Annotated in this window: 17 protein-coding genes; 3 read left to right on the plus strand and 14 right to left on the minus strand. The window is 68.0% G+C overall.

Translation table 11 applies throughout. The annotated features are described in order from the left end of the window. Positions 1 to 103 precede the first annotated feature (103 nt). The 4 genes from ACWGE0_RS01955 to ACWGE0_RS01970 all read right to left on the minus strand — a co-directional run bounded on the left by ACWGE0_RS01955 (position 104) and on the right by ACWGE0_RS01970 (position 4,213). The gene (locus ACWGE0_RS01955) at positions 104 to 565 is read right to left on the minus strand and encodes a winged helix-turn-helix transcriptional regulator (protein WP_452258998.1); all 462 of its coding nucleotides are present in this window, start codon (positions 563 to 565) and stop codon (positions 104 to 106) included. Then, positions 562 to 1,506 (minus strand): LLM class F420-dependent oxidoreductase, encoded by a 945-nt coding sequence (locus ACWGE0_RS01960; RefSeq protein WP_452258999.1) that lies wholly within the window; start codon positions 1,504 to 1,506, stop codon positions 562 to 564. Before ACWGE0_RS01960 ends, ACWGE0_RS01955 begins: the two co-directional genes overlap by 4 nt. Continuing rightward, positions 1,503 to 2,603, minus strand: a complete 1,101-nt coding sequence (locus tag ACWGE0_RS01965; RefSeq protein ID WP_452259000.1) for an acyl-CoA dehydrogenase family protein — start codon at positions 2,601 to 2,603, stop codon at positions 1,503 to 1,505. Before ACWGE0_RS01965 ends, ACWGE0_RS01960 begins: the two co-directional genes overlap by 4 nt. A 125-nt stretch (positions 2,604 to 2,728) precedes the next feature. After that, a complete protein-coding gene (locus ACWGE0_RS01970; RefSeq protein ID WP_452259001.1) occupies positions 2,729 to 4,213 on the minus strand; it encodes an alpha/beta hydrolase in 1,485 nt (494 codons plus the stop codon). A 122-nt stretch (positions 4,214 to 4,335) separates the two neighbouring features. On the opposite strand from ACWGE0_RS01970, the gene ACWGE0_RS01975 reads away from it, so the two are divergent. Next, entirely contained in the window at positions 4,336 to 5,388 is a 1,053-nt protein-coding gene (locus ACWGE0_RS01975; RefSeq protein ID WP_452259002.1) for a hypothetical protein, read from the plus strand. Between the two features lie 66 nt (positions 5,389 to 5,454). Here ACWGE0_RS01975 and ACWGE0_RS01980 read toward each other — a convergent pair whose 3' ends face one another. The 5 genes from ACWGE0_RS01980 to ACWGE0_RS02000 all read right to left on the minus strand — a co-directional run bounded on the left by ACWGE0_RS01980 (position 5,455) and on the right by ACWGE0_RS02000 (position 9,969). Then, positions 5,455 to 6,204 (minus strand): glucose 1-dehydrogenase, encoded by a 750-nt coding sequence (locus ACWGE0_RS01980; RefSeq protein WP_452259003.1) that lies wholly within the window; start codon positions 6,202 to 6,204, stop codon positions 5,455 to 5,457. After that, on the minus strand, positions 6,205 to 7,710 hold the full coding sequence (locus ACWGE0_RS01985; protein ID WP_452259004.1) for an aldehyde dehydrogenase family protein: 1,506 nt from the start codon (positions 7,708 to 7,710) through the stop codon (positions 6,205 to 6,207). It lies immediately after the preceding gene. Positions 7,711 to 7,735: 25 nt separating this feature from the next. Further along, positions 7,736 to 8,584 (minus strand): 3-oxoacyl-ACP reductase, encoded by an 849-nt coding sequence (locus tag ACWGE0_RS01990; RefSeq protein ID WP_452259005.1) that lies wholly within the window; start codon positions 8,582 to 8,584, stop codon positions 7,736 to 7,738. 17 nt (positions 8,585 to 8,601) lie between these two features. After that, positions 8,602 to 9,687 carry a Zn-dependent alcohol dehydrogenase gene (locus tag ACWGE0_RS01995; RefSeq protein ID WP_452259006.1) on the minus strand — a complete coding sequence of 362 codons (1,086 nt, stop codon included), beginning with the start codon at positions 9,685 to 9,687 and terminating at the stop codon, positions 8,602 to 8,604. 90 nt (positions 9,688 to 9,777) lie between these two features. Further along, positions 9,778 to 9,969, minus strand: coding sequence for a ferredoxin (locus ACWGE0_RS02000; protein ID WP_452259007.1), 192 nt, complete (start codon positions 9,967 to 9,969; stop codon positions 9,778 to 9,780). A 45-nt stretch (positions 9,970 to 10,014) separates the two neighbouring features. On the opposite strand from ACWGE0_RS02000, the gene ACWGE0_RS02005 reads away from it, so the two are divergent. Both ACWGE0_RS02005 and ACWGE0_RS02010 read left to right on the plus strand, forming a co-directional pair. Then, positions 10,015 to 11,175 (plus strand): acyl-CoA dehydrogenase family protein, encoded by a 1,161-nt coding sequence (locus tag ACWGE0_RS02005; RefSeq protein WP_452259008.1) that lies wholly within the window; start codon positions 10,015 to 10,017, stop codon positions 11,173 to 11,175. 9 nt (positions 11,176 to 11,184) lie between these two features. After that, entirely contained in the window at positions 11,185 to 12,099 is a 915-nt protein-coding gene (locus ACWGE0_RS02010) for an acyl-CoA dehydrogenase family protein (protein ID WP_452259009.1), read from the plus strand. On the opposite strand, the gene ACWGE0_RS02015 is transcribed toward ACWGE0_RS02010, so the two are convergent. The 5 genes from ACWGE0_RS02015 to ACWGE0_RS02035 form a co-directional block, all read right to left on the minus strand. After that, a complete protein-coding gene (locus ACWGE0_RS02015) occupies positions 12,100 to 13,071 on the minus strand; it encodes a hypothetical protein (protein ID WP_452259010.1) in 972 nt (323 codons plus the stop codon). 19 nt (positions 13,072 to 13,090) lie between these two features. Next, positions 13,091 to 14,053: a hypothetical protein gene (locus ACWGE0_RS02020; protein ID WP_452259011.1), complete on the minus strand. Its 963-nt coding sequence runs from the start codon at positions 14,051 to 14,053 to the stop codon at positions 13,091 to 13,093. Continuing rightward, on the minus strand, positions 14,053 to 15,021 hold the full coding sequence (locus ACWGE0_RS02025) for a hypothetical protein (protein ID WP_452259012.1): 969 nt from the start codon (positions 15,019 to 15,021) through the stop codon (positions 14,053 to 14,055). Before ACWGE0_RS02025 ends, ACWGE0_RS02020 begins: the two co-directional genes overlap by 1 nt. 42 nt (positions 15,022 to 15,063) lie before the next feature. Then, entirely contained in the window at positions 15,064 to 16,152 is a 1,089-nt protein-coding gene (locus ACWGE0_RS02030; protein WP_452259013.1) for an NAD(P)H-dependent flavin oxidoreductase, read from the minus strand. Between the two features lie 111 nt (positions 16,153 to 16,263). Beyond that, a complete protein-coding gene (locus tag ACWGE0_RS02035) occupies positions 16,264 to 17,850 on the minus strand; it encodes an acyl-CoA synthetase (RefSeq protein ID WP_452259014.1) in 1,587 nt (528 codons plus the stop codon). Positions 17,851 to 17,877 lie beyond the last annotated feature (27 nt).

Genomic DNA, 17,877 nt, shown 5'->3' on the forward strand with positions numbered 1-17,877 from the left:
GCGCCATTCGCATGCAACTGGTCCACGCCCCGCAACCACCCAAGCACGGTGACCACAGAAATTCGGTCCGGCACACGCCCGACGAAGGAGGGCATGTGCCGGGTTAGGTCTTGCCCTCAAACGGACCAGCATGAGCAACAACGTTGTGCGCAGTGATCTCCCCACCACAACACCGGCAGGCGAGAAACGCCTCAGCCACCTGACCACACGCACTGTGCTCCAACACAACCGGCGGACCATCAGGATCCGGCACGTACGTGTCCCCCCACTTCATCAGCACGACGATGGCGGGAAACAACTCCAACCCAGACCGGGTGAGCCGGTACTCGTCCCGGTCCTCCGCATACGCCACCCGCTCCAGCAACCCGGCCTCCACCAGAGACTTCAGCCGAGCGGACAACGTTGGACGCGGGATGGTCAGGTTCCGCACGAACTGCCCGTACCGGCGCACCCCGAAGAACGCCTCACGCAGGATCAACAGCGTCCACCGCTCCCCCACGAGATCAAGCGCTCGCCCAACGGATTCCCCACGGAACCGGCGGTCGAGAGCGCCAGGGTCGATCATCGGCGTCCTTTCGTCAACAGCGGGGAGAGCGTGGTCAACAGCCGCCGACCAGCCGGATCCTCCGCCGTGGCAGGCACAAGCCCAACATGCGAAGCACCCGCTTCAAAATACGAGTCCACCCGGCGAACGACGTCGTCCGCCGACCCGACCGCACCGACAGCCGAGATCAACGAAACCGGAATGTCCTGCGCCAGCTCAGCACGCGACGCACCAGCCCGCGCACGCGCAACCAGCTCGCCGTGACCAAGGGCCGTGAACATCTCGCCGTACCCAGGCGGAGCGAGGTAGACAGCGAGCTGGGACCGCAACTGCCGAAGAGTGGCCTCGCCGGGATCGAGAGCAGCCGGAATCCACACCGCGACAGGCGGAGGCGGAACGTCGGCAGAACCAGAAAACCCCGCGCACACGCGGGCGACGTGATCGGCGCTGACCAGGTTCAGGACCACCTCGTCCCCCTCCTCCACCGCCACCCGCGTCATCGCCGGCCCGAACGCCGCCACCGAGATCGGCGTACCAGGAACCGGCTGCTGCAACCGGAACCCGGCGACCCGGTTGCCGTTCAAGATCGCCCGAGTGTCCCGGACGGTCTGCCGCATCCTCCGGACAGGCTCGAACGGTCGCCCATGCCACTCGGACACGATCCGCGGACTGGACGCGCCCAACGCCAAACCGGCCCGCCGCCCGGTTGTCGCGACCACAGTGGACAGTCCCAAAGCCAGCGCCACCGGACTCCGCACCCCGACCGCGAGCGGCCCGATCTTCAGCGAGATGTCCGACGTCCGCAGTCCGACGGCCGTGGCCAGTGCGAACGCGTCGAACGTCGCCATCTCCCCGATCCACAACGTGCCGAACCCGGCTTCGTCAGCCACCACGGCGATGTCGAGCGCCTCCGTCGGCGGCCGATCCAGCCAGAACGGCGTCACCACACCAACGGACGTCACAGCTGCTCCGTTTGCGCCGGCACACCGAGCAGCACCTTGCCCGGCAACTCGTACGAGGCCGCGTTGACCTGGAAGTGCGCGGTCGCGGTGTGCGCATCGCGGAACCGTCGCTGAAGTGGCGCACCGTCGTAGATCGCGCCACCACCGGCCAAGTCGTAAAGGTCAGCGACGACCACCCGCGCCGTACGGGTCGCGTGCGTTGCCGCCAGCCGCAACGCCGACCGCGCACCCACCGGCACCGGCTCATCACCCTGCGCCGCCTGCCATGCCTCGGCAATCGCCGAGTAGAAGAAGGCCCGAGCAGCCCGGAGCGACGCGTCAGCCGAGGCCACCGCCGCCTGAACCGAGGTCCGCTCCGCCAAAGTGCGACGAGATCCGAGCGGACTGCGATGCACCGCCAAGGCCACGAAGTCGTCCAGTGCGCCGAAAGCGTTGCCCAGAGCAGCCGCCGCGACCGACAAAGCGAAGAACCCGAACACCGGAAAGCGGTACAGCGCGGCAGCACCGGCCGGTGGTCCGTCCAGAACGGACAGAATCCGGTGATCAGGAACGAACACGTCACGAGCCACCGAGTCGTGACTTCCGGTGCCGCGCAACCCGGTCGTGTGCCAGGTGTCGAGCACCTCCAGCGACGACTTCGGCAGCGCGGCCACCTTCAGCACCCCGGACGAGTGCACGAACCCGGCGAACAACCAGTCGGCGTGCTGGATCCCCGAGCAGAACGACCACTGCCCCGACACGACCTCCCCGCCGTCGGCCGCGACACCACGACCCTTGGGCGCCCACACCCCCGCAGCCACCGATCGCGGATCACCGAACACCTCGTCCGCGCCGGCCGAGGGCAGATAGGCGGCGAGCAATCCGCTCGTGGCGGCGATCGACACGCACCACCCAGCGGAGGCGTCACCACGGGCGATCGTCTCGGCGGCGGCCAGCGTCGAGGCCGGATCGGACTCGGCACCGCCCAGCGAACGCGGCACACCCAGCCGGAACAGCCCCGCGTCCCGGATCGCTGCCAGCAGTTCGGGAGCGAGCGCGCGCCCGGCCTCGGTCTCCGGGGCGACCTCACGGGCCAGCTCGGCCACGACAGCCAGCACGGTTCCTCCTGGATCAGCGGTTCAGTTTTCTTACCGGTTCAGTTTCCTTACCGTAGCCACGCCGGCAGCGACAAAGCAAGAGGGGCCCCACCCGTGAAGGTGGAGCCCCTCTCGACGAACAACGGTCAGGCGAACGGCCCCTTGTCGATGCCGCACGTCTTCTGCGCAGGCAGGACACCGGTGAAGAGGTACTCCCGCTTCACCTTCTCCGCGCACGCGCTGCGCACGTACATGGAGGTGTGCCCGTAGCCCTCGACCGTCAGGAATCCGGTGCGAGCCATCTCCGCGGCACCGTCACGAGCACCGTGCAGCGGCGTCGACGGGTCGAACCTGCTGTTGATGAACAGGATCGGCGCCGACGTCCAGCGGTTCCACGGACCGGTGAAGCGGTCGTCGTCACGGCCCTGCCAGAACGCGCAGGCCATCATGTCGTAGACCACCGCACGGCCCCAGTACGGAACGCGCTCGTCCTCGCTCTTCCCGTACTTCGTGTAAGCAGCGGTGTCGCGCGGGAAGTCGCTGTCCGAGCACTGCACGGCGTTGAACCCCTCGAACCGGTTCGAGATGTAGTCGGCCGCGGAAGCGGTCAACGACGCCGGCGCCTCGTGGACACCCTGCAGGATCCGGGCGGTGTCCTGCCAGGTCTCCGGCTGCGCCAGCGCGTCCCAGACGAGACTGATCAGCGAGACGCGGTCGAACCGGCCATCCGGCGTGGTGACAGGAGAAGCCGTCACCTTCGCCACCAGGTCCGCCCACTTCTGCTTCAGGTCGCCGCCCGCGAACGCACACTTCGCGCCCGGCGCCGCACAGAGCTTCAGGAACTGGTCGAACGTCTCGGCGACCCCGCGCGGCACGTCCTGGCGGGTGTCCAGCGGCACGGTCGTGCCCTGGTCACCGTGCCCGGTGGCGTTGCCGATGAAGTCGAGCGAGCCGTCGAACGCGAGCGCGCGGACCTTGTCCGGGAACATGTTCGCGTAGATCGCGCCGAGGTGCGTGCCGTACGAGATGCCGTGGTACGTCAGCTTCTTGTCACCGACGGCCTTGCGCAGCAGGTCCAGGTCACGTGCCGTGTTCGCGGACGAGACGTGGTCCAGCAGGTCGCCGGACTTCGCCTCACAACGGCGCACGAACTCGCGGTACGAGTCGTAGAAAGCAGGCTCGTCCGCCGCGGTGTTCGGGTACACCGGAATGCCGTTCAGGAACGTCTGCTGCTCCTCGACGCTGTCGAAGCAGCGCACCGTCGCGGAACGGCCGATGCCGCGGGGATCCCACGACACCACGTCGAACCGCGCCCGCAGCTCCGGCGAGAACAGCCACTCCCACTTGCCCCGCCCCCGCAACCGGTCGACGCCGGACGCGCCCGGCCCGCCGAAGTTCACGAACAGCGAACCGATCCGCTTGGCGGGGTCGGTCGCGGGCATCCTGATCAACGCGAGGTCGATCTTCGTGCCCGACGGCTGGTCGTAGTCGAGCGGCACCTTCGCGGTCGAGCACTGGAACCCGTCCTGGCAGTCCTGCCAGCCCAGCACGGGCGTCTGCGCTTCTTCCGCCGCCACGGCGGCCGGCGCCAGCCCGATCAGCAGCGCAGCAGTGATCAATATTGATTTCAAATACAGCTCCCCAGGTCTGACCTCTCGATCACGAAGACGCCAGGAAGCGCGATGAGGTTGCCCACGCCGGGCAACCGCTTTCCGGTCTGCGGCGTGATCACTGCGACGAAGGGGGAGCTTCGATGAAACGCGGACTGGCGATACTCGCCGCGACCTTGTCAATGACCGCCGTGGTGCCACCGCAAGCCGGGGCGGCCGATCTGACCGGCTGGGCGGTGGGCTTTCTGCCCATGCCCGAGGGGTACCCGGCACGGGCGCACATCGACGGAACCGACAGCAACGGGAACTACTCGGGCACCATCCTCACCGACCAGGGCAGTGTGCTCGTCACCTGGACCGACCGCGCCGCAACCGTGCACGGCAGGCCGGCAGGCTTCAACACAGCCCGCGTGAACGACCAGAACCGGGCCGGGATGATCGTCGGTGTCTCCACGCACCTCGAGGACCCGCGCGAACAACGAGCGTGGATCTTCGACGCACGCGGGTTCACCCTGCTCGCGCGGCCGGCAGGGTACACCGACACCTGGGCGACCGCGGCCAACGACCGAGGCGACATCTTCGGCGCGGCGACCAGGGACCGGAGCACCGATGAGTGGGAACCGTTCGTGTGGCCAGCCGACAATCCCGCCGCACCGAAAGCCGTCGGGCTGCCGAAGGAGTTCTCCGAGCGGCTCTACGGCTTCGTCGACATCGACCACGACGGCAGCCTGATCTACAACACTCACGACGGACCGGGACGGTGGAAGGACGGCACGTTCACGGCACTACCGACCTATGTGGATGGTGTGCAACCGCCCGCCACGGCGGGTCACGCCGACGGTGGCCAGTTCGTGGGAAAGGCGCGACTCACCACCGAAGTGCCCATCCTGGACGGCGGCGTCTACTGGCCGGCACCGGACGCCCGCCCGCAACCGCTGCCGGGCTGCACCTGGGCGTTCGACATGAACCGCGACCGCCTGGTGCTCGGCACCGAGGAGACTCCGTTCGGCACCCCGCAGTACTACGGAGTCTGGCATCACGGCAGCTACACGGGACGGCTCCCCGCCCTCCCGACGCACCCGCTGATCGCTCCGCGGTTCGTCGGGGACGACGGTGCGATCGTGGGTATCGCCAGGGAGGAAGGCAACAACACGGCGTTGGGCAGGCCGGTGATCTGGCGGCAGTTCAGCGGTTGAGCACGTGGGTCGCGGTAGCCCCACAGCGTTCGACCAGCCGAGATCTACCGCAAGCGGTTCAGCGGTTCAGCGGTTGAGCGCGTGGGTCGCGGTAGCCCCTCCGTCCACGGCGATCTCCGCACCCGTGCAGTACGCGCTGTCGTCGCTGGCCAGGAAGAGGACGACGTTCGCGACGTCCTCCGGCTGACCGACCCTGCGCAGCGCCACCTTCTTCCCGATCGGGGAGATGTCGATCGGTCGCCCCAGCGTCTCGCTCACCATCGGTGTGTCGATGGCGCCGGGGTGCACCGAGTTGACCCGGATGCCGTGCTGGCCCAGTTCCAGCGCGGCGACCTTGGTCATGCCGCGGATCGCGAACTTCGACGCCGTGTACGCGACCAGGTAGGGCATGCCGGCCAGGCCTTCGACGGACGACACGTTGACGATCGAGCCGCCGCCCGCTCGCGTCATCGACTCCACCACCGCGCGCATGCCCAGGAACGTGCCGACCTGGTTGATGCCGATCACGCGCTGGTAGTCGGCCAGCGTGGTGTCGGCCAGGGCGGAGAAGTGCAGGATGCCCGCGTTGTTCACGAGAACCGTGATGTCGCCCAACGTGTCCACGGTGGACGTGATGACCGACGCCCAGTCCTCCTCGGACGACACGTCGAGGTGGCTGTACTCGGCACCCAGTTCGGCGGCGAGCTCCTTGCCCTGGTCGTCGAGCACGTCGGTGAGCATCACCCGCGCGCCCTCCGCCACGAACCGGCGCGCCGCGGCCGCGCCCTGACCGCGGGCGGCGCCGGTGATCAGGGCGACCTTGCCGTCCAGCCGCATCTACATCAGCTCGTCGGTCAGCGGCATCATCACGGTCTTGAGCTCGGTGTAGGCCTCGTAGGCGCTCTGCCCGCCCTCACGTCCCAGACCGGACTGCTTGTAGCCGCCGAACGGCACGTGCGGTTCGAGCTGGAACCCGTTGATGCCGACCATTCCGACGCGCAACCGCTTCGAGACGCGGAACGCGCGGCGGACGTCGTTGGTGTAGACACCGGCGCCCAGGCCGTACTCGGTGTCGTTCGCGATCCGGATGGCTTCTTCTTCGTCGTCGAACGGCACGACGGTCAGGACCGGCCCGAAGATCTCGTCCCGGGCGATGGCCATGTCGTTGGTGGCGTCGGCGAAGATCGTCGGGGCGACGAAGTTCCCGGACGCCAGGTCGCCTTCGAGCCGGGTGCCGCCGGTGACCAGGCGGGCGCCGTCCTCCTGGCCGCGCTCGATGTAGCCGAGGACGCGCTCGAGCTGCTTGCCGTTGATCAGCGGAGAGGCCAGCACGGCGGGGTCGAACGGATCGCCGAACGTCACCGCGCTCGCGAGCATCGACGCCATGTTGATGAACTCTTCCTGCACGTCCCGCTGGACCAACGCCCGTGTGTGCGCGACGCACGCCTGACCGGACAGGCCCATCGTGACCATGCCCATGCAGGTCATCGCGGCCAGGCCGACGTTCGGGGCGTCCGCGAAGACGAGCGCGGGCGACTTTCCGCCCAGTTCCAGCGAAACGCGCTTCATCGTGCCCGCGGAGGCTTCGACGATCCGGCGGCCGACCGCGCGGCTGCCGGTGAAGCTGATCTTGTCGACGCCGGGGTGGGTGATCAGCGCTTCGCCGGTCGGGTTGCCGGGGCCGGTGACGAGGTTGACCACACCCTCGGGCAGACCGGCTTCGATCAGCAGCTCGACCATGCGGATCACGCAGAACGACGCGTACTCCGACGGCTTCACGACGACCGTGCAGCCCGCGGCCAGTGCGGGCGCGAGTTTCTGGGCGAACAGCACGAACGGCGCGTTCCACGGCAGGATCGCCGCGACGACACCGACCGGTTCGCGGAAGGTCATCGCCAGGTGGTCGCCGCCCTGGTACGGCGGCAGGGTCTGACCGCCGACCTTGTCGATCCAGCCCGCGTGGTGGTCGAAGATGTCGGCCGCGATGCCGACCGAGGTGGCGTAGATCTGGCCGAACGTCAGCGGTACGCCGTTGTCCAGCGCCTGCAGGCCGCGCAGCTCGTCGGAGTGCTCCCGCAACAGGTCGCCGTACCTGCGCAGGATCTTGATGCGCTCGCCGGCGCCTGACCGCGGCCACGGTCCCTCGTCGAACGCCTTGCGGGCGGCCAGCACCGCGGCGTCGACGTCCTTCGCCGACGCGACGGCGAAGCTGCCGATCTCCTCGGCGGTCGCGGGGTGGTGGTGGGTCCAGGTCTCGTCCGTCTCGCGGAACTCGCCACCGATGAGGAGCCGGCCGTCCTTCAGGCCCAGCGTGTCGCGGTGCGGTTGGACGGTGAGCGGCACAGCTCCTCCTACAGCGCAGTATGTTTCAGAGACTCATCGTGTCCGTGCAGGCGAAAGTCCTTTGTGGATCCCGGTCGGCGAAGTAGCCGTCGAGATCGCTCAGGGCGTCGAACTTCTGTTCCACGGTGGGTGGGGCCATCAGTGCGACCATGCCGCCGTGCACGACGAAGACCTGGCCGTTGATCTTGTCGCCGGACGGTCCCGCCAGATGCGCCACGAACTTCGCGACGTGCTCCGGCGCCAGCGAGTCGTCGCCGTCCGGTGCCTCACCGAAGACGTGCGCGGTCATTCCGGTTCTGGCGCGCGGGCAGATCGCGTTGGCGCGGACGCCGTAGCGGGACGTGCCTCGGGCGGTCGCGACGGTCAGCGCGGCGATGCCGGCTTTGGCCGCCGCGTAGTTGGCCTGGCCTTCCGAGCCGAGCAGGAACGCCTCGGAGGAGGTGTTCACGATCCGGCCGTAGACCGGCGCCCCCGCCGCTTTCGACTGTTGCTTCCACAGCGACACCGCGTTGCGCGACAACAGGAAGTGGCCACGCAGGTGCACACGCACGACCAGGTCCCATTCCTCGTCGGACATGTTGAACAGCATCCGGTCACGCAGCACACCGGCGTTGTTCACGACGACGTGGAGCCCGCCGAACTGCTCGACGGCCGCGGCGACGAGGGCGTCAGCGGTGCTCCGCTCCCCCACGTCACCCTCGACCACCACGCACTTCGCACCCAGCTCCTCGATCTCGGCCGCAGCGGCCTCGGCCGAGCCCGGCAGGTCGTTCAGCACCAGGGAGGCACCGGCTCGCGCGAGCTCCAGTGCTTCCGCCCGGCCGAGTCCGGCACCCGCACCGGTGACGACGGCGACCTTCCCCGCAAGGTCCACAGAAGACTCCCAAAGTGTCAGTCGAAGAGAATGACCTGGCGGATGAGAGATCCTCCGCCGCGCAGGGCCTGCAGGCCTTCGTTGACGTCCTCGAGCTTGATCCGTTTGCTGATCATGCCTTCGAGGTCGATCCGGCCCTGCCGCCACAGCGCGATCATGCGCGGCACGTCCCGGCGGAAGTTCGCCGTCCCGTAGAACGACCCGTGCAAGGTCTTGTCGTGCAGGAACAGTTCTTGGGCGCTGAACGACACCATCGCGTCCGCCCGGCCCGCGCCGACGACGACCGTGTGGCCACCGCGGCGGGTCAGATCCCACGCCTGGCGGATCGTGGCGGGGATGCCGACCACGTCGAACACGTAGTCGAAGCCCATGCCGAAGTTCAGCTGGTTGTTCAGGTCCACGATGCCGTCGGGCGTCGTGGCGTGCGTCGCGCCGAAGTTCTTCGCGACGTCGTGCTTCTCGAGGACCGGGTCCACCGCGACGATCCGGGTGGCAGCGGCCAGCCGCGCGCCCTGGATCACCGCGACACCGACACCGCCGCAGCCGATCACCGCGACACTGGAGCCCGGTTCGACCTTCGCGGTGTTCAGCACCGCGCCGACGCCGGTCAGGATGCCGCACGACAGCAGCGCCGCGATCTCCCACGGCACGTCGTCGTCGATCTTCACCGCGGCATCCGCGGGAACGACCATCTCCTCGGCGAACGCGCCAAGGCCCGCGTACCCGAACGCCGGGTTGCCACCGACGACGAACCTCGGTGACGTGAAAGCGGAAATGGTGTGCACGAGGCACAAGTGGGACTGGCCGGTCACGCACTGGGCGCACTTCCCGCACGGCGGCACGAACGTGATCGCCACGTGGTCGCCGACCGCCAGCTGCGTCACGGCGCTGCCGATCTCCACGACCTCACCGGCGCCTTCGTGGCCGACGACACCGGGGGTCAGGGCGGGCAGCGTTCCGTCCATTGCGGACAGATCGCTGTGGCACACCCCGCACGCCCTGATCTTGATGCGGACTTCCTGCGGCCCCGGCGCGGTGGTCGTCACGTCGTCCCGGAGCTCTAGCTTGTCGTCACCGACCTGGTTGAGCACGGCTGCCTTCACCCGGTATCACTCCTCGCTGAGCTCACGGCCGGCCACGGCACCTGGCACCCGTCGCACACTAGAATCTGTTCCTGTTCGTGACAAGGCCCATCAGCGTGAGAGCCGCAGCGCGCCCTTGGGGCAGGACGCGACCGCACGTTCCGCCAGCGCCACCTCGCCGTCGGCGAGCTCACCGTCCCGGATCTGCAAAACCTCGTCATCGTCAAGGTCAAACACCTCGGGCAGGATTGACATGCACTCACCGTGCGCCTCACACAGCGAAGGGTCGACGTCGACCTTCATCGCGGCCTCCTGACATGAAGTAGAACTTGTTCTAGAGTAGCCGTCATGCGCATCGGTTTCACGCCCGAACAGGAGCAGTTGCGCCAGGAGTTGCGGGCGTACTTCGCCGCGCTCATGACGCCGCAACGCCGGGAAGGCCTCGCCGGAGGCAGCGACTACGGCGACCCGGAGGTCTACAAGGACACCGTCCGCCAGATGGGGCTCGACGGGTGGCTGACCATCGGCTGGCCGGAGGAGTACGGCGGCCGCAACCGGCCCATGATCGAGCAGCTGATCTTCCTCGACGAGGCGTCGACGGCCGGTGCGCCGGTGCCGTTCCTGACGCTGAACTCGATCGGGCCGACGATCATGGCGTACGGCACGCCCGAGCAAAAGGCGTTCTACCTGCCGAAGATCGCGTCCGGGGAGATCCACTTCGCCATCGGCTACTCGGAACCGGAAGCGGGCACCGACCTGGCGGGGTTGCGCACACGGGCGGTCCGGGACGGCGATGACTACGTGATCAACGGCCAGAAGATGTGGACCAGCCTCATCCAGTACGCGGACTACGTCTGGCTGGCCTGCCGCACCGACCAGGAATCGCAGCGCCACAGGGGTTTGAGCATCATCATGGTGCCGACCACCGATCCCGGCTTCTCCTGGACACCCGTGCCGACGATGTCCGGGCCGACCACCAGCGCGACGTTCTACGACAACGTGCGCGTGCCGGCGACGAACCTGATCGGCGAGGAGCACAAGGGCTGGAAGCTCATCACCAACCAGCTCAACCACGAACGCGTCGCCCTGTGTTCAGCCGCACCGTTGCAGACCGCATTGCGCGAAGTTCGTCAATGGGCTCAGGACACCGGCGCCGACCAGCACGAGTGGGTGCGGCTGCACCTGGCTCGCGTGCACGCCAAGACCGAGTTCCTCAAGCTGATCAACTGGCGGATCGCGTCCGGCGGTGACGAGGCGCCCTCCCCCGCGGAAGCCTCCGCCACCAAGGTGTTCGGCACCGAGTTCGCCACCGAGGGCTACCGGCTGCTGATGGAGGTGCTGGGCGCCAACGGAATCGTGCGCACCGGGTCGCCGGGAGCACTGCTGCACGGCCGGGTCGAACGCATGCACCGGTCGTCGCTGATCCTGACGTTCGGCGGCGGCACCAACGAGATCCAGCGAGACATCATCGCGCGCGTGGGCCTCGGTCTGCCCGCCGTACCTCGGTAAGGAGACTTCGTGGACTTCACCCTGACCGAGGCACAGCGCGAACTGGCGGCGCTGACCCGCAAGATCCTCGACTCGTCGGACACGCCGTGGCTCGACCTGGTCAAGTCCGGCGTCGTGCCCGAGTCCCCGGACGAGTTCGGCGTGCTGGAACAGTGCTCGGTGCTGGTCGAGCTGGGTCGCGCGGTCTCCCCGGTTCCTTACCTGCCGACCGTGGTGGCGTCGTCCGCGCTGGCCGAGTTCGGTACGCCGGAACAACGTTCTCGCTGGCTGAAGCCCGGAACTGTGTTGTCCGTGGCGCTCTCCGAGGACACCGATGGCGCCAAGACCACTGTGCCGTTCGCCGGTGCCGCGGAGGCTTTCCTGGTGTCACACGGGGAACAGGTGTTCCTCGTCGAGGCCGGTGACCTCGCCATCACCGCACAGGAACTGGTCGACGGTTCCGAGGCGGGATGGTTCGAGTTCTCCGGCGGCGAACTGGTTGAAGGCCTCACGCCGGAGTGGCTCGTCGCGCGGTACACGTTGGGGCTGTGCGCGTTGCAGCTCGGGGTGACCGAACGCGCGTTGGAGCTGACGGCGGAGTACGCGCGAACCCGTGTGCAGTTCGACCGGCCGATCGGCAGCTTCCAGGCGGTAGCCCAACGGCTCGCTGACGCGTACATCGACGTCGCAGCCATCCGTTTGACGTTGTGGCAGGCGGCGTGGCGGCTCTCCGAAGGCCTTGACGCAACCGCAGAAGTGGCGACGGCCAAGTTCTGGGCCGCCGACGCCGGGCATCGTGTCGCCCACACCGCCGTGCACGTCCACGGCGGTACGGGCATCGACATGAGCCACGACGTGCACAAGTACTTCACGGCGGCCAAGCGGTGCGAGTTCGAGCTGGGCGGGGCGACCGCCCAGCTCCTCAAACTCAGCGCGGCACTCTGATCAGCCGCACCAGAACCAGCGCGCCGGCCGGGAGTCCCCGTCGGCGTGGATGTAGGTGCCGATCAACGCACCCTCGTCGGTGATGTCGCCGTAGTACGCGGTGGCGACCACCGGCAGGTTCGCGGAGTCCACGGGGTAGTGCACACCCCACTGCCACAAGGTCGCGACGCCGTTGACCGCGCCGAACACCACGTGACCGCTGGAAGTCCTGCCCCACGGCGTGGTGCCGGCCTCCCAGGTGGCGACCTGCTGCCCGGCCAGGTTCCACTCCGCGAGGCCGGACGGGGCGGGGTGCAGCACCCGGTCGTTGTCGAAGACCATCCGCTGCTTGCCGCCGGGGAGTTCCGTCCGCTGCCCGGTCTCGACGTCGATCACGAACCCCGACGCGCCCGAGATCTGGACGACCTTCCCGTCGTCGCTGATGCCGATGCCGGGTCCGGGCAGGAACGTCTTCGCGGCACCGCTGTTGGGCCACACCGTGGTGTTCCGAGTGTTCGGCGTGTCGCTCTTCCACACCTCGCCGACCACGTCACCGTTGTTGTTCACGCCTTTGGCCTGCGAGTTGAGGCCCTCCGGCGTGTCCAGCAACTCATAAGCACCGTCGCGGTACCGGAAGGCCACCGTGCGGTGCTGGTCCAGGATCTCCTGCCGCCCGACGACGACCCCGCTGTTGTTCACGTCGGTCGGCCGGATCGCGGTCAGCCACCAGCCGGACGGAGTCATCTCGGTCAACACGCCGTTGTCCCACACCAGGCCGCTCTCGACGTGGGAGCTCGACCCGACCATGGCCTCTCCGACGATGAACCGGTTGTTCTCGCTGCTGCCACTTGTCCTGGCATACCTCGAGTCGTCCGGCACCGGCAGGTCGTGCGCCATCCAGCGGCACGGGTCGGCCACGGCGTGCGGCGCCGCCGCCGTGGACGCCAGCACCAACCCGCTGAACAGCACGCCGATCACACGTCTGTGCTTCATGTTGTCCCCCATTTTCGGCTCAGCCGCACCAGAACCAGCGCGCCGGGTGCGTCGACCCGTCGAGGTCCTCGTAGGTGGCGATCAGCGCGCCTTCGTCGCTGATGTCGCCGTAGTACTTGACGTTCGGCAGCTTCGCCGAGTCCACGGGGTACCGGATGCCCCACTGCCACAAGGTCGGGGTGCCCATGACGGCACCGAACACGACGTGACCGCTCGACGTCCTGCCGAACGGTTCCGTGCCGCCCGCCCACGTGGCGACGTGCTCGCCCGCGGTGGTCCACTCCTTGATGCCGGCCGGGGAGTAGTGCAGCACCCGCTCGTTGTCGAAGACCATCGGGGTACGGGCTCCCGGCAGCTCCATCATCGACGTGTTGCTGACGTTGATCACGAACGCCGACTCCGAGTACTCCGACACCATCACGGCCTCTGGACGGTTGCTGATGCCGATGGCCTGACCTCTGGTGAATCCGTGCAGGTACTCACCGCCGACCCAGACGACGATCGAGCGGACGTCCGGCGCGTCGTTGCTCCACATCTCGCCGACCACGTCGCCGAGCTGGTTGACGCCGATCGCCTGGGAGTTGTAGGCGCCCGGAGTGTCCAGAACCTCGTAAGTACCGCCGAAGTAGCGGAAGGCCACGTGGCGAGACTCGCTGCGGCGCTCCATCCGCCCGACGACAAGGCCGCCGTCGCTCACGTCCTTCGGCTCGATCGAGATCGTCGAGGAGTCCGGTGAGGCCATCTGGATCAGCGTGCCGTCGTTCCACACCAGACCGCGGCCGACGCCGTCGATCCTGGCAGACCCCACGATGAACCGGTTGTTCTCACTGCTGCCGGTCGTCTTGGCGTAGGTCGCACCGGTTGGCAGCGGCAGGTCGTGCGCGATCCACCGGCACGGGTCGGCCGCGACGGCCTGCGGTGCCGTAACGGTGGACGCGAGCACCAACCCGGCGAGAAGGACGCCGAACGAACGCCCCCGCATCAGCCGCACCAGAACCAGCGCGCCGGGTGGGTGGTGTCGTCGGCGTTCTTGTAGGTGCCGATCAGGGCACCCTCATCGCTGATGTCGCCGTGGTAGCCGAGCGCCGGCTGCTTCTCGGAGTCCACCCCGTACCTGATGCCCCACTGCCACAGCACCGCGGTGCCCATGTTCGACCCGAACACCACGTGGCCGCTGGACGTCCTGCCGTAGGGATCGGTGCCGCCCTCCCAGGTGGCGACGTGCTCGCCGGCGAGGTTGCGCTCCACCAGCCCGCCCCACGAGAAGTACAGCACCCGGTCGCCGTCGATGACCGCCGGCGTGCGGGCGCCGGGCATCTCGATCTGCTGCCCGGTCGCGAAGTCGATGACGAATCCCGACGTGGCGGTCAGCTGCACGACCTTGCGGTCGTCGCTGATGCCGACGGCCTGGCCGTTCAGGAAGTCCTTGCGCGCGCCGCTGCTCGGCCACACGACGACCTGCCGCACCTCCGGCGCGTCGTCCCGCCACATCTCGCCGACCACGTCGCCGAGGTTGTTGACGCTGATCGCCTGCGAGCTGTGGGTCGCCGGAGTGTCCAGGGCCTCGTAGGTGCCGTTGCGGTAGCGGAAGGCCCGGTAGCGCGAGTAGCTCCAGAGGTCCTGACGGCCGACCACGACCCCGCTGTTGTTCACGTCCTTCGGGTGGACGGCGATCATCGAGGAACCCGGCGAAGCCATCGGGACGAACCCGCCGTTGTCCCACAGCAGGCCGCTCTCGGCACTACCGCCGCCACCGACCCTGGCCTCGCCCACGATGAACCGGTTGCTGTCGCTGCTCCCGTTGGTCCTCGCGTAGAACGACGCGGCCGGCAACGGCAGGTCGTGCGCGATCCACCGGCACGGGTCGGCCGCGGCGGCCTGCGGTGCCGTGGCGGTGGAGGCGAGCACCAACCCGGTCAACAGCACACCAAATACACGTCTTCGCTGCATGTTTCCCCCTTGAAACGTCCCCAGGCGGAAACAAGATACGTGTCAACGGGACAGTTTGGTCAACCTCTCGACAGTCTCACCGAACTCCCGCAGCAGATCCGCCATCACGTCCGCGACCGGGCGCACCTCGTTCATCCGCCCGACCACCTGCCCGACCGGCATCGACACCACGGACGGGTCGTCGGACCGGGCGATGCGCAGGTGCGCCTCGCTGACCAACAGGTTCTGCAACGGCATCGGCAACGGCTCGGGTGCACCAGGTGCGGACCACGCCTCGGTCCACCGCGTCTTCAACAGCCGCGCCGGTTTGCCGGTGTAGATCCGGGTGCGGACCGTGTCGCTCGAAGTGGCTGCCAGCAATGCTTTCTGGGTGAGTGGACTCTGCGTGTACTCGGCCGTCGTCAGCCAGTACGAGCCCATCCACACACCGGAAGCGCCCAACGCCATCGCTGCGGCGGCTTGGCGTCCCGAGCCGATCCCGCCTGCTGCCAGCACCGGGACGTCCACCGCGTCCACGATCTCCGGCACGAGCACCATCGTGGCGACCTCGCCGGTGTGCCCGCCTGCCTCATATCCCTGTGCCACCACGATGTCGACGCCGTTCTGCACGTGCCGGCGGGCGTGTTCGGCCTTGCCCGCGAGGGCGGCGACCGGAACACCTGCCGCGTGCACGCGTTCGATGACGTCGGTGGGCGGTGAGCCCAGGGCGTTGGCGATGAGCCGGATCGGGTGTTCCAGCGCGATGTCGACGTGTGATCGGGCGACCGAGTGCAGCCAGCCGAGCACGCCCTCGCCGCCCTCACCGTCCGGCAGTGGTGGCACGCCGAGCTTCAGCAGCGTCTGTTGCACGAACTCCTTGTGGCTCTGCGGAATGAGCTCGGCGAGATCGACCTGGGTGCCCTCTTTCGGCACCGTGGCGGGCATGACGATGTCGACGCCGTACGGTTTGCCGTCGGTGTTGGCGTCCATCCACGTCAACGCGCGGTCGAGGTCTTCCGCGTCGTTGAACCGCACGCAGCCCAGGACACCGAGCCCGCCGGCCCGGCTGATCGCCGCCGCGACGTGCTCGGACGGCGTGAAGCCGAAGATCGGGTGCTCGATGCCCAGCTGGTCACACAGGCTGGTGCGCATGATCCTCCGCATCGTTGAACGGCGCCCCGAACGCGTGCTCGTCACACCGGCTGGTGCGCATGATCCTCTGCATCGTTGAACGGCACCCCCAATGCACCGAGCGCGTGCTCGTCACACCGGCTGGTGCGCATGATCCTCCACGTGGCGCCTTGCCCACTGGTAGTCGGGTTTGCCGCTCGGCGTGCGGCCGATCTCGCCGACCAGCCACAGCGACCGCGGCACCTTGTAGCCCGCGAGCGACTCCCGCACGTGAGCGTCCAGTTCGGACAGTGTGGGCGTCGCGCCGTCGCGTGGTTGCACGAGTGCGCCGACGCGTTGGCCGAGCAGGTCGTCCGGAATGCCGATCACGAGCGCGTCGAAGACGTCCGGATGCGACTTGAGGACCGCCTCGACCTCTTCCGGGAACACTTTCTCGCCACCGGTGTTCACGCAGGTGTTGCCGCGGCCCAGCAACGTGATGTCGCCGTCGGCCTCGAACCGCGCGTAGTCGCCGGGCACCGTGAACCGCTTGCCGTCGACCTCGACGAACATCCGCGCGGTCTTCTCGGGGTCCTTGTAGTAGCCGAGCGGGATGTGCCCGCCGCGCGCCAGCTTGCCGATGACACCGGGCGCCGGTTCGAGCTTGTTGCCGTCTTCGTCGATGACGATGGTGTCCTCGTTGAGCTTCACCTTGGTGCCGTCGGTCTTCTCGATCTCCTTGGGCACCGCGCCGATGCCGGTCGAGCCGGTCTCGCTCGACCCGATCGACTCCAGCAACGTCGTGTGCGGCAGGAGTTCCTGGTACTGCTTCTTGACCGTGAAGGAGAACAACGCCGCGCTGCTGTTGATGATGAACAGCGAGGAGGCGTCGTACTCGCCGCGCTGGAACTCCTCGATCAACGGCCGGCCCATGGCGTCACCGGTGATCGCGGCGACCTGAACCTTCTCCCTTTCGATCGCACGCCAGATCTCGGCGGGGTCGAACTTCGGCACCAGCACCACCGTGCTGCCGCAGAACAACGCGCCCAGCACGGCCCACTGGGCGGCGCCGTGGATCAGCGGGGGCAGGCAGAGCCGGATCAGGCCGTAGTCCTTGCCGGACTTCGCCTGGTGCCACTCGTCGGTGAGCCGTTCGCCGGTCACGAAGTCGATGCCGCCGCCGAGCGTGCGCCACACGTCCTCGTGGCGCCACATCACGCCCTTCGGCATGCCGGTCGTGCCGCCGGTGAAGAGGATGTAGAGGTCGTCCGGGCTGCGTGGCCCGAAATCCCGCTCGCCCGACTCCTCGGCGAGCGCCGTCTCGTAGTCGGCGCCGGCGAAGGGTTCCTCGGTCTCGTCGTCGATCACGACGGTGTGCCCCGGAGCCCCCACTTCCGCCACGAGGGGCGAGTACCGCCGTTCGTGTATGAGCGCGACCAGATCCGCTTCCCCGAACAAGTACTGCAACTCGTTCTTGGTGTAGCGGTAGTTGACGTTGATGACCACCGCGCGCAGCTTGTAGACCGCGTACATGGCCTCGACGAGCTCGATCGAGTTGCGTGCGTAGAGCCCGACGTGCGAACCCTGCGTCACGCCGTGCTTTGCCAGATGATGCGCCAGTTTGTTGGCTCGCGCCTCAAGTTCGGCGTAGGTGACCCTCCGGTCGCCGCACACGAGGGCGATCCGGTCGGGCACGGTGTCGGCGGCGTGTTCAACGAGGTCTGCGACGTTGAGGGCCATGGTGGTCAAAGTAGAACGTGTTACTGT

This window comes from Lentzea sp. NPDC054927, assembly GCF_053610285.1.

What these genes read in the sequence shown, in the direction of transcription:
- ACWGE0_RS01955 (WP_452258998.1), bottom strand. Translation starts at nt 565, where the DNA reads ATGATCGACCCTGGCGCTCTCGACCGCCGGTTCCGTGGGGAATCCGTT.
- ACWGE0_RS01975 (WP_452259002.1), top strand. Translation starts at nt 4,336, where the DNA reads ATGAAACGCGGACTGGCGATACTCGCCGCGACCTTGTCAATGACCGCC.
- ACWGE0_RS01980 (WP_452259003.1), bottom strand. Translation starts at nt 6,204, where the DNA reads ATGCGGCTGGACGGCAAGGTCGCCCTGATCACCGGCGCCGCCCGCGGT.
- ACWGE0_RS02000 (WP_452259007.1), bottom strand. Translation starts at nt 9,969, where the DNA reads ATGAAGGTCGACGTCGACCCTTCGCTGTGTGAGGCGCACGGTGAGTGC.
- ACWGE0_RS02005 (WP_452259008.1), top strand. Translation starts at nt 10,015, where the DNA reads ATGCGCATCGGTTTCACGCCCGAACAGGAGCAGTTGCGCCAGGAGTTG.
- ACWGE0_RS02015 (WP_452259010.1), bottom strand. Translation starts at nt 13,071, where the DNA reads ATGAAGCACAGACGTGTGATCGGCGTGCTGTTCAGCGGGTTGGTGCTG.
- ACWGE0_RS02020 (WP_452259011.1), bottom strand. Translation starts at nt 14,053, where the DNA reads ATGCGGGGGCGTTCGTTCGGCGTCCTTCTCGCCGGGTTGGTGCTCGCG.
- ACWGE0_RS02025 (WP_452259012.1), bottom strand. Translation starts at nt 15,021, where the DNA reads ATGCAGCGAAGACGTGTATTTGGTGTGCTGTTGACCGGGTTGGTGCTC.
- ACWGE0_RS02030 (WP_452259013.1), bottom strand. Translation starts at nt 16,152, where the DNA reads ATGCGCACCAGCCTGTGTGACCAGCTGGGCATCGAGCACCCGATCTTC.
- ACWGE0_RS02035 (WP_452259014.1), bottom strand. Translation starts at nt 17,850, where the DNA reads ATGGCCCTCAACGTCGCAGACCTCGTTGAACACGCCGCCGACACCGTG.